A 15,428-nucleotide genomic window follows, 5' to 3' on the forward strand; every position below is an offset into this window, starting at 1 on the left:
TTGCTGTGCCGGTGAACACGAGGCCTGCTCCTTTGGTTCGAATGTCCCGTCGCCCGACAGTACGGAAGCGGGCCGAAGATTTGCCCGACGCCGTTCGGCATTGTCGAACGAAGCATCTCGTATCGCCGTTTGTCGAAACCGACAAACGGCGTATCGCACAACGTCGGATTGCCACAAGATGCCCGTCCGGGTTTCTGGCACGCTGATTTATCGGTTGCTCATGCGAAGGGAAAAGAATGTCCAAGGAATGGGAAAAGTCCGCTGGCGCAGCGACTTTCGCTACGCACGTCGCCCTCGTGCGGGCGTCTTGACCAGCGCGAAAGGAATGGCGATATCGCTCGACTCACTGACCGTGTCCTACCGTACGGCAAGCGGTGCGCACTGTGCGTTGTCCGAGCTGGATCTCACGGTCGAAAAGGGACAATTCGTGGCCATTGTCGGTCCGACCGGATGCGGAAAGTCGACCGTTCTGAACGCGGTGGCGGGCCTGTCGACACCGTCGGCAGGGCGGGTACTGATCGATGGGCAACCGCTGGAGGGCCGAAACCGTAAGGCGGGCTATTTGTTTCAGCGTGAGCCGCTGCTGCCGTGGCAGACGGTGCTCGACAACGTGGCTTTCGGGCTGCGGCTGCGCGGGACCGGCTCGGCGCAGCGGGAGCGCCTGGCGCGGGAGTGGCTCGCCCGGGTCGGCCTATCCGGCTTCGAACGCGCTTTCCCGCACCAACTTTCGGGCGGCATGTGCAAACGGGTGGCGCTCGCGCAGACCTGGATCGTCGATCCGGAGATCCTGCTCATGGACGAGCCGTTCGCCGCCCTGGACGTACTGACCCGGCAGGTGATGCAGCACGAATTGCTCACGTTGTGGACCGGCAGCGCGAAGACGGTGCTTTTCGTGACCCACGACCTCGACGAGGCCATCGCGCTGTCCGATGAGGTGGTCCTGATGTCGGCCGGACCGGGCAGTCGTGTGGTCTGCCGCTACCCGGTGGACCTGCCGCGGCCGCGCGACCTGTTCGAGATCCGGGTGCACCCGGAATACGCGAAGATTCATCGCTCGATCTGGACGGCCTTGCGCGACGAGGTCCGCAAGGCCTTCGCCTATGTCCCTACAGCGCAATAGGAGTCGGCCTCGGGCCGTCGCGATCCGGATCGCGCAACTGGGGCTCGGAGTCATCGTGTTGCTCGGCTGGGAACTCGCAGCGCGATCCGGGGCCGTCGACGAATTCTTCTTCTCGCGGCCCGGCGATATCGCTGTCCGCCTGGGTGACTGGTTCGGCTCCGGCTCGATCTGGCGTCATCTTCGCATCACCGTGCTCGAGGCGGCACTCGGGCTGGGCCTCGGCGGCATCGCCGGACTTGCGCTCGGATTCGCCTTGGCCCGAATGCGATTCGTCGCAGCGGTGGTCGAGCCGTATGTGCGGATGGGCAACGCGCTCCCGCGCGTGGTGCTGGCGCCGATCTTCCTGCTCTGGTTCGGGCTCGGGATCTGGTCGAAGGTCGCGCTCGGCGTGTCGCTGGTCGTGTTCATCGTCTTCTTCAACACCTATCAGGGTGTGCGGGAGGTCGACCAACTGCTCGTGGACAACGCGCGGATGCTCGGTGCGACCGAGCGGCAACTGTGGCGGTACGTGCTGTTGCCGAGTGCGTCGACCTGGATTCTGGCCAGTCTGCGACTCAGTGTCGGTTTCGCCGTGATCGGTGCGGTCGTCGGCGAGTACCTCGGCTCCGCAAGTGGTCTCGGCTATCTGATCGCGCAGGCAGAAGGAACCTTCGACACCACAGGTGTTTTCGCGGGCATCGCCGTGTTGTGCGCGGTCGTGGTGGTCGTCGACATGGGTGCCGATCGCGCCGAACGTCACCTGCTGCGGTGGCAGCCCGCGCGCGGCACGGCAATTACGAAAGGCGAACAAAGATGAGAAAACAGAGTTGTGCGGCGGTGCTGCTGGCAGCGGTGGTGCTGGTGCTCGCGGTGGGTGGTTGTGGCCGGAGACCGGAAGGCGGCCAGCGCGTCGTCATCGGGGTCGGCGGGCGGACGCTGCCGGTGTACCTACCACTCGTGCTGGCCCAGCGCCTCGGCTACTTCGGCGAGGCAGGAGTGTGGGTCGATATCCAAGGCCTGCAGGGCGGCTCGAAAGCGTTGCAGGCGTTGGAAGGTGGCAGCGTCGATGTGGTCGCGGGGTACTACGACCACACCATTCAGATGCAGGCCGAGCGCCGGGCACTCACCTCGTTCGTGACCATGCTGAACCGGCCCGAGCTGGTGCTGGCGGTGTCGCCTGCGACGAGTAGGCCGATCAATTCCATCGCCGATCTCGCCGGTGCGAACGTCGGGGTCAGCGCGCCGGGGTCGTCCACGGACTTCTTCCTGAAGTACGTGCTGAGCAAGCACGGTGTGGCGGCGGACGCGGTGAGCGTGCAGGCGATCGGGACGGCGGCGACCGCGGTGGCCGCGATGGCGCACGGCCGCGTCGACGCGGCGGTGCTGGTGGATCCCGCGTTCTCGCTGGTGCAGCGGCGGGCCGGTGCCGACAAGGTCAAGGTATTGCTCGACGCGCGTAGCCGCGAGGGCGTCGAGCAGACCTTCGGTGTCTCGAAATACCCGGCCTCGGTGCTGTATTCGAGCAGCCGATGGCTCGACGGCCACCGAACGACAGCTTCCGCGCTGGCCGAGGCGATCGTGCGGACATTGCAGTGGATCCAGGGACACTCCGCCGAGGAGATCGCCGCCCGGATGCCCGCGGAGTTCGCACAGGACGATCGGGCGACCTACGTCGAAACGATCGCCAAGATCAAAGACGGCTTCTCCACCGATGGCGCACTCTCCGCCGACGGCGCCGAGGCGGTCCGCAAGGTGCTCGCGCAATCCGACCGCATCGTCGCCGCCGCCGAGATCGACCTGTCGCAGACCTACTCCAACGACTACCTGCCCAGCCATGCGTGAGGGCGGCGGGGACCGGTCGCGGCGCCGATTGCTCGCCGTGCTCGCGGCCGGTGCGCTCTCGCTGATCGCAGGGTGTTCGCTCGACAACGACGAGGCCGAACGGCCTGCCCTGCGTCCCGCGGCGAGCCCCGTGGTCCACGGCGGACCGCCCGTACCGCCGCCCCGTCAGCCGGGTGCCGCACGGATTCCGATGCCCAGCGGGGTGGTATCGGCGATTCCGGGGGAGGGCGGCAACATCGCGCTCACCATCGATGACGGCACCAGTGCGGACGTCGTCGCGGCCTACATCCGTTTCGCGAGGGACAGCGGCGCGCGGTTCACCTTCTTCGTCACGGCGTGTTACTCCTCGTGGACGGTCAACAAGCCGATGTTGCAGCCGCTGGTCGACCGAGGGCAGATCCAACTCGGCAACCACACGTGGGATCACCCGGATCTGACCCGGCTTTCGGACAAGGACGTCGCGGCGCAGTTCGAGCGAACTAAAACATTGTTGCGCAACAACTTCGGCGTCGACGGAACCCCGTTCTATCGCCCGCCGTACGGCTACCGCGACGCCAGGATCGACGCGCTCGCCGCCGATCACGGCTACACCGTGCCGGTCATGTGGTACGGAACGCTCGGCGACCATCGCATCATCACCGAACAGGAGCTGGTGTCGAACGCCCGCAAGTACTTCCGACCGCAGTCGATCGTGATCGGCCATGCCAATCAGCGGCCGGTCACCCGAGTCTATGACCAGCTGTTGCAGATCATTCGGGATCGGCGCTTGACGATGGTCACGCTCGATGACGTGTTCGAGCGGAGGCGCTGATCCATGGTCTTCGTGGCGGAGGGGATCTCGAAAGTCTTTCTGGGCGAACGGCAGCCGGTGTGGGCGTTGCGGGACTGCTCGCTTCGGGTGGCGGCCGGCTCTTTGACCTGCATCGTGGGGCCGTCGGGGTGCGGGAAGTCCACGCTGTTGCGCATTGTGGGCGGTCTGGACACACCGACGTCGGGGTGCGTGCGGATGCCGTCGGCGCAAGGGCGAATTCCGGCGTCCGCGTTCGTCTTCCAGGAGTACGGCGTGTTCGCGTGGTTGACCGTGCTGGACAACATCGCCTTCGGCTGCCGGATGGCCGGCATGCGGCGCGCGGAGTACACGGCGCGGGCACGGGAATGGCTGGCGCGTACCGGTCTGGCGGGTTTCGAGCAGGCCTATCCGCACCAGCTGTCGGGCGGCATGCGGCAACGGGTCGCGCTGGCGCGCGCGTTCGCCCTCGAGACACCGGCACTGCTGATGGACGAGCCCCTCGGCGCCCTGGACGCGCAGACCCGGCTGCTGATGCAAGAGCAGCTCGTGCGGTTGTGGGAGGTCGAACGCAAGACGGTCGTGCTGGTCACCCACAGCATCGACGAGGCGTTGCTGCTCGGTGACCGCATCGCCCTCATGTCGGCGCGGCCGGGGCGGGTGGCAGCCGAGTTCGCCGTGCCGTTCGCGCGGCCGCGCAACCTGGAACTCACCCTGACCCCCGAGTTCACCGCGCTGCGGCACCGGATCTGGACAGCGCTGCGCGCGGACGCGGCGGCATCGGTGCAGGCCGGATGAGCGCCGAGATCGACGCGATCCGCAGTCGCGAGCGGTCTCGGCGCCGCCGCGACCTGCTGCTCGCGGTGGGCTGCCCGATGCTGCTGCTGACCGGTTGGCAGCTCGCAGCGAACTGGACCTCATCGACGCTCAGTTGTTCCCGCCGCCGTCGGCGGTCCTCGTCCGCTGGGTGCAGCTCGCGGGCAGCGGCGAGTTGCGCGAGCACGTGAGCGCCACCCTCTACCGGCTTTCGGCCGGCTACTTTTCGGGGGCGTGTAGCGGTGTCGTCGTCGGCGCGGCGATGGGGCGTTGGCGACCGGTCGCGGCGGCGCTGGGCCCGTTGTTCTCGGCCCTGTACGCGTTGCCGAAGGTCGCGGTATTACCGTTGCTGCTCTTGATCTTCGGGCTCACCGAAACACCGAAGATCCTGTCGGTCGCGATCACGGTGTTCTTCGTGCTCCAGATCAACACCTTCGCCGGCATGCGCCAGATCGATCCGCGAATCCTCGAAGCGGCCACTGCCTATCGGGCCGTCGGCTGGCGGCTGTGGCGATTCGTCCTGCTGCCCACCTGTTCGCCTGCCATCTTCACCGGCCTGCGCGTCGCCGCTGGGCTCGGGGTCGCGGTCGTCATCGCGGTCGAGTTCGTCGCCGCCAACAGCGGGATCGGCTACTTGATCTGGAACTCGTGGCAGCTGTTCCAGCCCGAACGAATGTATGCGGGCCTGTTGACCGCGGCGCTGCTCGGCGCCTGCCTCACCGGTGCCATCACCGCCGCGGAGTTCGTCGCCATGCCATGGCGGCGCAGTCTCGAAAAGATCAGTGGAAGGAAACAATGATCGCCAAACGTATTCTCTCAGCTGCCATTCCAGTTCTGGTGCTCGTCGCCGCCGGTTGCGGCGGCAGGACAGCGGAACCCGTCGCGTCGGCGGGCAAAGTCACTGTCGCGCACGTCCCGTCCACATTGTTCGCGCCGCTGTACGTGGCGGCGGGCAAGAAGTACTTCGCCGAGGAGGGTCTGACGGTCGAGTTGCAGACCATGAAGGCGGGACAGGACGCGATTCCGCTGGCGGCGGCGGGCAAAGTGGATGTGGTCGTAGCCGGCTTCGCCGCCGGTCTGTTCAATGCCGTGCACAGCGGCCTGCGCCTGAAAGTCGTCGGCTCCATGGGCATTGCGCCCGGGGATCCGAAAGCCTCACCGTCGGCGTTGGAGGTCTCGAAGAAGCTGGTCGAGACGGGCGAGGTGACCTCGGTGGCCGAGCTGCGTGGCCGCAAGGTGGCGGTGTCCGGTGGCGCGGCCGCCGCCGGCGGCTACCAATTGGCCGCGATACTGCGGCAATCCGGGCTCGCGCTGCGGGACGTGCAGATCGTCGACATTCCCATCCCGGATCAGCGGACCGCACTGGCGAACGGCGGTGTGGACGCGGCACTGACGGCCGCGCCCTTCACCACCCGGATCGAGCAGGCCGGCATCGCGGTACCGCTCGCGGTACCGGCCGCGGGCGTCTCGGCGACCGGCGTCGTCTACGGCGGTGCGTTCACCGAATCGCCTGCGGCGCATGCGTTCTTCCGCGCGCTACAGCGAGCGAGCCGGGATCTCCAGGACGGCGGCGTCAAGTCTCCGGAGAACCTCGCCATCCTCGCCCAGGCGACCGGCCAGGATCGCGCGGTACTGGAAGCGACCCCGGCGTATCGATGGCGACCCGATCTGAGCCCGGACGCGGAGCAACTGACCGCTCAGCAGCAGGCTTATCGGGACGCCGGACTACTCGACTACACCGATGTCATCGCGGCGGGCACCTACGTTTCCACGGCCTTCTCCGGCGATTGAACACCCGCTGCGGCCGCGGTTGAACTCCCCGTCGTCGCAAGTGGATTCAGTGCGCACCTATCGTCCGGAGTTGGAAGCGGGCGAGCTTGCCGGTCGAGGTGGTGGGGAGGGCGTCGACCACCTCGATCCTGCTGGGGCGCTTGAACGGCGCCAGGTTCGCGCGCAGGGCGGCCAGGACGGCACCGCGCAATTCGGCGGGCTGCGGGCCGGCGGAGACGAGGTAGGCGATGGCGTCGTCCAGTCCGTCGGCGTTGGGACCGGAGACCACGGCGCATTCGGCTACCCCGGGGACGCTCTGGATGACGGCCTCGATCTCGCCGGGCGCGACCTTGTGCCCGCCGAGGTTGAGCATGTCGTCGGTGCGGGCGAGGTATCGGACCGAGCCGTCGGAGATCTGCGCGGTGTCGCCGGTGTAGACGCCGCCGTCGGCGAACGTACGCTGTTGCGCGTCAGGCCGATTCAGGTAGCCGAGGGCGACAGTGGGGCCCGCGATGTGCAATCTGCCGTCGACGCCGTCGGCCAGCACCTGCCCGTCGTCGTCGCGTACCGTCGCGACCGCACCGGGCACCGCGGATCCGGTCGCGCCCGGCGCCGAGCGATCGTCGGTGGCGACCACGATATGCAGCGCTTCGGTGGCGCCCAAGCCGTTGAGCACGGTGACGCCGAGCAGCCGTTCGGTAGCGGCCATCAACTCCGCGGGGCAGCGCTCGCCGGCCGTAACGGCAAGGCGCAGCGCGTGATCGCGGATCTCGTCGGCGCCGAGGACGCGGGGGAGGGACGCGTAGATGCGCGGCACCGAACACAGCACGGTCGGGCGGTGGGTGCGGAGGGCGCGCGCCACGGTATAGGCATCCACGCCGCCGCGGAGCAGGATCGTGCAGGCACCCGCGTGCAACGGCAGCAGAACTGAATTGCCGAAGCCGTACCCGAACGACAGTTTGGCCGTCGACACGACGATATCCGCGGGGCCCAGTGCCAGTATCCGGCCGTACCCGGACGGCACCGCCAACAGCGCGGCGGCGGAATGTAGTACGCCTTTCGGGACGCCGGTACTGCCGGACGTGTACTGCACCAACGCTTCCCGGCGTGGTGGCAGTTGCGCAGGGGCATGCGGTAGATCGGTCCGCACCCCAGCGCCCGCCTCGGCAAGGTCCGCCACAACAAGCGCCCGGTCGAACTGTTCGAGTCCGGACAGCAAGGCCGCGAGCCCGGCCCGCTTTCCCTGCGGGACATCCAGGTAGGTGCAGGGCGCGCCGCTGTCCTCGGCGATGAAGCCGATCTCCTTTTCGGTCAGGTACGGGCTGACCGGCACGGGGATGCAGCCGTGCCACCACAACCCGATGATCACTGCGCAGGCGGCTACCGAATCGTCAGCCACCACAAGGCATCTCGATGCGGGCCGGATACCCTGGGCGGTCAGCCGAGCGGCGAACAACCCGGCGGCGTAGTAGAGCTGCCGGTAACTCACTTCGCCGATCTCGGGGTCGATGTACGCCACGCGATCCCCGTGACCGGCGGTCAGATGCTTGCCGAGGAACGATTCGACCAGATCCACCGCCGTCACGACCGGCTCCCCGCAATGGAACTCAGCACCCGGGTCGCGTCACCCAGGCTCATGATCGCGGCCGATTGGTCGGGATCGAACTGGATGTCGAACTCCTTCTCGAGGCGCGCCAGGATCTGCGCCTTGTCGAGCGAGTTCGCGGCCAGATCATCGTAGAAGTCCGCGCTTTCGCCGATATGCGTGTCCGCGATCTCCAGGACCTCGGAGATGATCCGGCGGACTCGGCTTTGCGCACCCGGATCGTTCGGCGAAGACATGGTGGGATCCTTTCGACAGGTGTGATCGTGCACCAGCGCCGCCAGCCGGTCCAGGCCGAGATCGATCTGCTCGGTGGTGAGCGAGCTGCACGACAGGCGCAGCTGGTGCAGGGCAATGTCGCGAACGTAGAAGTGGGACATGGGCGTCCACAGCACGCCGTAGTGCTCGGCGGACCGTTCGAGCAGTGCGTCGTCGACCGGGAAGCCGACATCGACCACGACGAAGAAGCCGCCCTGCGGGCTGTTCCAGCGCACCCGGGTGCCGGCGAACCGGGCCGACAAGCCGTCGAGCAGGTGGCGCAGGTTGCGGCGGTACACCTCGATCTCGGCTGCGTTGGCCCGAATCATGCTGCAGCCGTGCTCGAGCAGCTTGCCGCCGATGACCGCCTGCGCGATCGGCGACGTGTTCACCGTCAACATGCTCTTGATCTTGGCGAGTTGATCGGCGAATATCCCCGCGGCCCGGCCGCCGTCACGCACCGGCTGATCGGCGACGACGAAACCCACGCGGGCGCCGGGCAGTCCGGTTTTGGCGAACGAGCCGAGATAGACGACCCGGTTCCGAGTGTCCAGCGCTTTGAGAGTGGGCGTGTGCTCCGCGTCGGCCGCACGGAACAGCCCATACGGATTGTCCTCCAGCACCAGCAGATCCAGCTGCTCGGCCAGGTCCAGCAATTCCCGCCGCGTGGTCCGATCCAGGCTGATGCCAGTGGGATTGGAGAAGTCGGGCACCAGGTAGAGGGCGCGCGGGCGGCGGCCGGCCTGTTTCGCCGCGGTCACCTGAGCGGTCAGATCGTCGAGATCGATCCCGCGCGCGCCGCCGGCCACCGGGAGCACCGGCAGGTCGACCAACCCTGCCGCGCCGGTGAATCCGACGTAGGTCGGTGCGACCGCCAGCACCACGTCTCGGTCATCCGTGCGCAGCGCGCGCAGCACCAGGACCATGGCTTCTTGGCAGCCGACCGTGACCACGATCGATTCCGGATCGATCTCGATGCCCTCGTCCAGGCGAAGTTGTTCGGCGATCAGTTCGTGCACAATGCCTTTGGTGCGTCCGTACTGGAACAGCGTCTGCCGGATCAGCGCCTCGGAGTAGCCGCGCTGCTCACGCAGGTAGCGGCAGTAGGTGTCGAGATAGCGTGGCACCGCGTCGGTCTCGAACAACTCCTGGTAGGGGCGTCCGGGTGCGAAGGACACGGCATCAGGAAAGCGGTTGGCGATCTCGTTGAGGAAGTTCATCGTTTCCGACGCAGGAGCGGTCAACATCGGGTGCAGGGCGTCGAGGCGAAGTTCGGTCATCGGACCGGCCCGCCCTGCAGCGCGGACGTGGCGGCGAGATCGGGACAGCCGGTGAGCCGCATCGCGGTATGCAGCTCCGCCTGCACCATGGACAGCGCCGCGCTGACCCCGGTCTCCCCGGCGACGGCGAGACCCCACAGCACGGGCCTGCCGAGCAGGACCGCGTCGGCCCCGAGCGTCAGCGCCCGCAGCACGTCGCCGCCGCTGCGAATCCCGCTGTCCAGCAGCACCGCACACCGGTCGCCGACGGTCGCGCGGATGTCGGGCAGCGCATCGATACTGGGGATCGCGCCGTCGAGCTGGCGGCCGCCGTGGTTGGACACGACGATCGCGTCGACACCGTGTGCCACCGCCAGCGCGGCGTCGCGGGGATCGAGCAGGCCCTTGAGCACGATCGGCAGCTCGGTGTTCGAACGCAGCCAGTCGAGGTCGGCCCAGTTCAGGCTGGGGTCGAAGAGTTCACTGGTGTGTGCCGCCACGGCCGAGCCGTCGACCGCTGCGTCCTGCGCCGTCCGGGTGGTCGCCTCGGGGAGCTGGACGGCTCTGATGTCGTCGGGCAGGGCGAACCCGTTGCGGATATCGCGCAGGCGGCGGCCCATCTCCGGTACGTCGACGGTGAGCACCAGCGCCGAACAGCCCGCGGCTGCGGCGCGGTGCAGCAGGTCGCGCAGCAGTCCGCGATCGCGCAGCCAGTAGCACTGGAACCAGGTGTCCGCGCCGGTCTCGGTGATCTGCTCCACCGCGACGGTGCTCAACATGGTCGCGGTGAACGGAATCTCCGCCGCCGCGGCGGCGCGCGCGGCGGCCAGCTCGCCGTCGGGGTGCACCAGTCGCTGATAGGCCATGGGCGCCACCGCGACCGGCATGGTCGCTTCGCGGTCGAACAGCGTTGTGCGACAATCGGTCCGGGTGACATCGACGAGCACCCGGGGGACCAGACGAACGGCGTCGAAGGCGGCGCGGTTGGCCGTGATGGTCAGCTCGCTGTCGCTGCCGCCGTCGATGAAGTCCCAGATATGGGTCGGCAGTTGCTCTTCGGCCAGGTGTCGGAGGGCGGCGATCGAGTGCGCCGGGAGCACGCCCGTCATCGGGCGGACGCACGCTGGTTGGCGTGGTCGAGTTCGACCGCGGTATACAGCGCCTTGATGTTGCCGCTACCGAAGGTTCGTGCGCCCCGGCGCTGGATGATCTCGGAGAAGTAGGTGCCGCGCGGGTGTGTGGAACGGGTGAAGATCTGGAACAGCTGGCCGTCGTGATCCTCGTCGACGAGGATATCCAATTCCTGCAGTTGGGGCACCGTGTAGCTGTCCGGCTCCAGCCGATCCACCAGCAGGGTGTAGTAAGTGGCCGGCGTGCGCAGGCACTCGATGCCGCGACCACGCAGTGCGGCAACGGAAGTCACGATGTCGTCGGTACTGAACGCGAGGTGCTGGATCCCGGGTCCGCCGTGGTCGCGAAGGAAGGTGTTGAGCTGTCCCGGCGCGGTTGCGTCCTCGGGTTCGACGAGCACCAGAGTGACGGTGCCGCAATCGTTTTGCACTACCGTCGACAGCATCGCCTGCGCGCCGATGACCACGCGCTCTTCGTAGATCGCCCGCAAGCCCAGCACCTCGCGGTAGAACTCCACGGTCGGCTCGAGCCGGCCGGGCTCCACGCAGACGGCGATATGGTCCAGCGTCGCGAGGCGGGTGTCGGGTTCCGAGTGATCAAGGGGCGCAACGCTTCGTAGCCCTGGTGGCAGGCGATGGGCGGCACTCGGCCCGTGCTCGACGAAGGTGTGCACCACGTCGCCGAACGCGCCGATGGTCGCGATCACCGAATCGGTGCCGGGGTACACGACCGGTTCGAGCACCGGGCGAGCGCCCCGGGCCACGGCCGCGGCGAAGGCGGCGCCTGCGTCGGCGGTGGCCAGAGCGATATCGGCGACACCGGCCCCGTGCGCGGCGACGTACCCGGTGGCCGGATGGGCGGCGGTATAGCCCTCCGTCAGCATCAGCGTGATATCGCGCTGCCGCAGTGCCAACGAGCCGCTGTCCGCGCCGGTGGCGGCCGGGTCGGTCACGCCCGCGACGGTGAAGCCGTAGCCGTCGGCGAGTTCGGTGGTATGCGCGCTGAGATCGTCCACATAGAATTCGACATGGTTGACCGTCAGCCCGGTCAGGGCCACTGGCAACTCGTCGTTCATTGCGTATCTCCTTGCCGTGGTGAGGATGTCGGTGCAGCGCCCGGTGCCGCGCTGCACGCACCGAGGATTTCCCGGTGTTTCGACGCGCGAATTCGATATTCGGATATAGGAATTCGGCTGGCGTGGGCCGTTCGTATCCGGCTACGCGATTCTCAGCTGGTCGGCCCATGCTATGCGACCGGAGCAGATCCGGCTGGTCGGTCCGAATCGCGTACCGATAGCCCTGAGCTGGGCAAGTTATCTGTCGCTCGGCAAAATTGATGCCCCTGTGATGTTCTTGTGATTGCCCGGCGTCGCGGTCGGCGACGGTTCCGGTCCTGATTCGAAACCTGGTGTCGAGCACTATGCTCGGGCATTCGAACGGAGGAGGTAGCGCATGACCGCTGATCGATCGGTGCCGGCGCACTCGGGTGCACCGACCTGGCTGGGCCGGATTGTCGAGATGATCTGCGTCGAAATCGATTCCGCCGCGGCGCAGCAGTGGCGACAGCGGATCGATGCCGAACGGCAAGACGCCGTCGAGTCGAGGACGCTCGCCGTGGTGCACGACTGGTACGCCCACTCGATCGGTCCCCAGCTGGTCGCGGCGAGCGCGCGGTGGACCGAGTCGCCGCAGGCCCAGGTTGCCCTGCGGGCGTTGCACCTACGGGCTGTTGCCGGGGAGCGAATCGCCGAAACCGAGTGGGCTGCGGCGCTCGAACCGGCGCTGCGACAGGTCTACCGGCAGGCTTACCCGTACGCGCAGGCGTACGCTGCCGCCGCGGCGGACGCGAATTCCTATGCCGTCGCGCACGGTTATGCCGCGGCGGAGGCCAGAAGCTTCGGTGACAGCTACGCCGAGATGAACACCGAGGCGAACGCGCGCGTGCACGCCGAGGCGAACGCGGCCGCCAACGCCGCGGCGACGGCGGCGGCGTTCGCGGCCGATGACGTGCGCGCCTACGGCGCGACCTACCCGCTCGCCCGGATCCGCGCCGGCGTACTGGCCTGCGCCGGAGACGATCCGGCCGGGCAGCGAGCTATCTGGCACCGGTTGGCTGCCGGGCTGGCCGACAGCCTCGCGCGCGGGACTCAGCAGCCCTTCAGCGGACCGCCGTTGATCGCCACACGCTGCCCGTAGCGGGTGTGCGGGTAGTAGTCGTACGTCGCGTGGTGCTGTACACAGCGGTTGTCCCAGAACACCAGGGTGTTGGGGTACCAGCGGACGCGACAACTCAGCAGGGCCCGATCCGGCACCATCCGGAACAGCATGTCGAGCAGCGCGCGGCTCTCGTCGCGCGAGAGCTGCGGGATCGATTCGGTGTAGCCCTGGTTGACGTAGAGCAGTTTGCGGTCGGTCTCCGGATGCCTTACCACCAGCGGATGTTCGTTGCGCGGAATGACATAACCCGGCGGGGCGACGAAATCCTTCAGTGCGACGTGGCCGTCGTGGATGGCGGTCAGACCGTCGAGGAACTCGCGCATGACCGGTGAGAGCATCTCGTAGGCCAGGTGCATGTTCGCGAACAACGTGTCACCGCCGCTGACCGTCTCCGGAACCTGCGTCAGATAGAGCATCGATCCGAGCGCGGGCTCCGGGTTGTCGGTACCGTCGGCGTGCCAGCCGTTTCCGGCCACATTGGCGGCCTCGGCGGAGGTGGCTATTTCCAGGATGTACGGATCACCGTCCGGCGGAGGCGGATTCACCGGCCGCAGCTCACCGAAGTATCCGGCGAAGCGCTTGTGATCATCGGGCGAGATGATCTGATCGCGGAAGACCAGCACATGATGATCGAGGAAGGCGGTCTTGACCTCTCGCAGCTGCTCCTGCGAAAGTTCCTGGGACAGATCGACGCCGGAGATCTGCGCGCCGATGATCGGGGTCAGGGTTTCGACCTCGATGGTGCGGTACTCCCGTGGCTCTCTGGTGGTGATGCGTTCGATGGCTTCGAGTTCGTAGCGCTGCACGGCTTCCTCCTGATAGCGGTGGTCGGGTCTACAGTCCGCGGTCCAGCAACTCGCGCAGGACGATTCGGCCCCAGGCCAGGTTGCCGTGGATCTCGTCGTCGGCCTGGCACAGTTCGCGGCGCTGGAAACCGGTGGCGTCGGTGATCCGGGCACGCAGATCGACCACCTCGACGCCGAGGGCGGTGACCGCCCGGCGGATCGTCTCCTGCGCGGCCAGGAACACCGCCGGATCGGCGAGCGGGGGCACTCGCTGCGGCGGCAGCACGGCGAGTACCCGCAGCCCGAGGGCGCGGGCGTGCCGATAAAGGGCCAGGGCATCGCGGATCACGGCCGTGACGATGGCATCGAACAGTGCGCTGCCCAGGAACCCAGGTTCGAACGTGTTGTCGCGCAGCCGATACAACGACCAGTTCTCGGTGGTGGCGACGAAATGCGCGGCGAAGCCGAAAGTGCTCACCAGCGGCACCGGCAACTCGCCCAGGGTGGTGATGCCCAGTTCGCCGAGGAACTTCCGGTAGTACTGCTCGGCCTCTGGCTTACCGAAGACTACGTCGTCGGTGCGTGCTTCGAAAAAGTCGTCGGTGAACTCGCGCCCGGCGCCGATCGGCCCGCCCTGGAACGGGATTCGCGCGGCTTCGGCGGCGCGGCCGATCGGCCCGGTGTGCGAATCGCCGAGCAGCAGGAATCTAGCGGGGGCTGTAGTAGTCGAGGACGGCGTCGTCACAGACATCTCCTCCTGTCAGCGGGGCACCGAGGCGCGCGAGCTGTGGTTCGACCGTGCGGGCCGCGAGCGCGGACAGCAGATGGCCCATGACGAAGTCGACGCCCTCTGGTGTCACCGCGCGCAGATTCGGCGCGAAGAACGCGCTGCGGAACGGGGCGCCGGTGATCAGCTCGTAGGAGGGGAAGTAGTCGATGTCGGCGCACTCCCGGGCCACCTCGCCGGTCACCGCGCGCAACAGGGATTTGGTGTCGGCGTTGGCGACGAGCACGTGCTGGTCGGTCGCGGTGGCGGTGATCGGCTGCGGGGAAACCGTCAGCAGTATCCGGAGTCCCGGATTGGCCGCGCGGGCCAGCGCGACGGCCTCGGTCAGATCGGTGTGGATGTCGGTGAATGTGCCGTTGTGGAAGGTGTGTCGCTGGGGGTCGAAGGTGCCGCGCACGGTTCCCGGGCAAGCCGGGTAGGTGGTGTCGTGCACCGCATCGCGCCAGGACTCGGTGAGCCCCAGGGTGATGATGAAACAACCGGCGGTCGTGACCGCGTCGCGGATCGCCGCCAAGGTGGTGGCTCGGGCGGCGAGCATCTCCCGCGCCGACGCGAATCCGCCGGCTTGAACGGCGGGCCGGTACGGATCGTAGAACCGGTCACCGTCCTGCCAGGCCTGCTCGGGCGGCGCCGACGCCCCGAACGCCCAGGACAGCCACTGCCGAAGCACCGCAGCGGTGTAGATGGTGCCGGTCCGGAAGGAGAACTCGCCGTAGTGGCCTTCGCGGCGCTGGTCGGCGGACAGTCCCGGGGGCGCGGGTTCGGCGTCGAACCAGTTCATTCCGTGCTCGATGAGGGCCGGGCCCAGCCGGGCTGCGAAACACGAGCCCGCCGTGATGATCGGGTCGTCCTGGCCGATCGCGAATTTCGGCGTCCAGACGTCGCTGATCGCGGATATGTCGGGCTCGGCGACGGCCGGACGCCAGAACGCGCGTACCGGCAATGACCGATAAGGATTCGGGCTCGCGGCCGCAATGGTCGCCACTTCCTCGGTCATCGGATCCTCGCCCTCGTCGAAATCTGGTGCTGGACGGCCATGCTAGCCACTGATTCCGAAATTCGTGCGGCGGCGGAC

Annotated in this window: 15 protein-coding genes; 8 read left to right on the forward strand and 7 right to left on the reverse strand. The window is 67.6% G+C overall.

Annotated elements, in window-relative coordinates:
- The 7 genes from NBRGI_RS28250 to NBRGI_RS28280 form a co-directional block, all read left to right on the forward strand.
- The coding region (locus tag NBRGI_RS28250) for an ABC transporter ATP-binding protein (RefSeq protein WP_235211131.1) at positions 1 to 1,120 on the forward strand (1,120 nt) is incomplete at its 5' end.
- Complete coding sequence (locus tag NBRGI_RS28255) at positions 1,101 to 1,916, forward strand: ABC transporter permease (RefSeq protein WP_036561262.1); 816 nt, start codon at positions 1,101 to 1,103, stop codon at positions 1,914 to 1,916. The genes NBRGI_RS28250 and NBRGI_RS28255, both read left to right, overlap by 20 nt.
- Positions 1,913 to 2,941 (forward strand): ABC transporter substrate-binding protein, encoded by a 1,029-nt coding sequence (locus NBRGI_RS28260; RefSeq protein WP_029900245.1) that lies wholly within the window; start codon positions 1,913 to 1,915, stop codon positions 2,939 to 2,941. The genes NBRGI_RS28255 and NBRGI_RS28260 overlap by 4 nt, the downstream gene beginning before the upstream one ends.
- A complete protein-coding gene (locus tag NBRGI_RS28265; RefSeq protein ID WP_029900246.1) occupies positions 2,934 to 3,752 on the forward strand; it encodes a polysaccharide deacetylase family protein in 819 nt (272 codons plus the stop codon). Before NBRGI_RS28260 ends, NBRGI_RS28265 begins: the two co-directional genes overlap by 8 nt.
- Positions 3,753 to 3,755: 3 nt before the next feature.
- Positions 3,756 to 4,526 (forward strand): ABC transporter ATP-binding protein, encoded by a 771-nt coding sequence (locus NBRGI_RS28270; RefSeq protein ID WP_029900247.1) that lies wholly within the window; start codon positions 3,756 to 3,758, stop codon positions 4,524 to 4,526.
- A gap of 94 nt (positions 4,527 to 4,620) precedes the next feature.
- Positions 4,621 to 5,343: an ABC transporter permease gene (locus NBRGI_RS44340; protein ID WP_200882234.1), complete on the forward strand. Its 723-nt coding sequence runs from the start codon at positions 4,621 to 4,623 to the stop codon at positions 5,341 to 5,343.
- Positions 5,340 to 6,335, forward strand: a complete 996-nt coding sequence (locus NBRGI_RS28280; RefSeq protein WP_029900248.1) for an ABC transporter substrate-binding protein — start codon at positions 5,340 to 5,342, stop codon at positions 6,333 to 6,335. The genes NBRGI_RS44340 and NBRGI_RS28280 overlap by 4 nt, the downstream gene beginning before the upstream one ends.
- Positions 6,336 to 6,381: 46 nt before the next feature.
- Here the strand turns inward: NBRGI_RS28280 and NBRGI_RS28285 are convergent, their stop codons facing one another.
- From NBRGI_RS28285 to hppD, 4 genes are read right to left on the reverse strand one after another with little or no spacing between them, the layout of a single operon-like run.
- Entirely contained in the window at positions 6,382 to 7,899 is a 1,518-nt protein-coding gene (locus tag NBRGI_RS28285; RefSeq protein WP_036561265.1) for an AMP-binding protein, read from the reverse strand.
- The gene (locus tag NBRGI_RS28290; protein WP_063726322.1) at positions 7,896 to 9,455 is read right to left on the reverse strand and encodes an aminotransferase class I/II-fold pyridoxal phosphate-dependent enzyme; all 1,560 of its coding nucleotides are present in this window, start codon (positions 9,453 to 9,455) and stop codon (positions 7,896 to 7,898) included. The genes NBRGI_RS28285 and NBRGI_RS28290 overlap by 4 nt, the downstream gene beginning before the upstream one ends.
- Positions 9,452 to 10,543, reverse strand: coding sequence for an alpha-hydroxy acid oxidase (locus NBRGI_RS28295; protein WP_029900251.1), 1,092 nt, complete (start codon positions 10,541 to 10,543; stop codon positions 9,452 to 9,454). Before NBRGI_RS28295 ends, NBRGI_RS28290 begins: the two co-directional genes overlap by 4 nt.
- Positions 10,540 to 11,640, reverse strand: coding sequence for a 4-hydroxyphenylpyruvate dioxygenase (gene hppD, locus NBRGI_RS28300; RefSeq protein WP_029900252.1), 1,101 nt, complete (start codon positions 11,638 to 11,640; stop codon positions 10,540 to 10,542). Before hppD ends, NBRGI_RS28295 begins: the two co-directional genes overlap by 4 nt.
- Before the next feature lie 376 nt (positions 11,641 to 12,016).
- On the opposite strand from hppD, the gene NBRGI_RS45510 reads away from it, so the two are divergent.
- Positions 12,017 to 12,760 (forward strand): hypothetical protein, encoded by a 744-nt coding sequence (locus tag NBRGI_RS45510; RefSeq protein ID WP_051728086.1) that lies wholly within the window; start codon positions 12,017 to 12,019, stop codon positions 12,758 to 12,760.
- Here NBRGI_RS45510 and NBRGI_RS28310 read toward each other — a convergent pair.
- From NBRGI_RS28310 to NBRGI_RS28320, 3 genes are read right to left on the reverse strand one after another with little or no spacing between them, the layout of a single operon-like run.
- On the reverse strand, positions 12,712 to 13,587 hold the full coding sequence (locus tag NBRGI_RS28310; protein WP_029900254.1) for a TauD/TfdA dioxygenase family protein: 876 nt from the start codon (positions 13,585 to 13,587) through the stop codon (positions 12,712 to 12,714). The genes NBRGI_RS45510 and NBRGI_RS28310 overlap by 49 nt on opposite strands.
- A 28-nt stretch (positions 13,588 to 13,615) precedes the next feature.
- Positions 13,616 to 14,311, reverse strand: coding sequence for an SGNH/GDSL hydrolase family protein (locus tag NBRGI_RS28315; protein WP_029900255.1), 696 nt, complete (start codon positions 14,309 to 14,311; stop codon positions 13,616 to 13,618).
- Complete coding sequence (locus tag NBRGI_RS28320; RefSeq protein WP_051728087.1) at positions 14,274 to 15,350, reverse strand: GSCFA domain-containing protein; 1,077 nt, start codon at positions 15,348 to 15,350, stop codon at positions 14,274 to 14,276. The genes NBRGI_RS28315 and NBRGI_RS28320 overlap by 38 nt, the downstream gene beginning before the upstream one ends.
- Between the last annotated feature and the right edge of the window lie 78 nt (positions 15,351 to 15,428).

Origin of the sequence: Nocardia brasiliensis IFM 10847 (assembly GCF_000710915.1) — a bacterium.
Lineage (GTDB): Bacteria > Actinomycetota > Actinomycetes > Mycobacteriales > Mycobacteriaceae > Nocardia > Nocardia brasiliensis_A.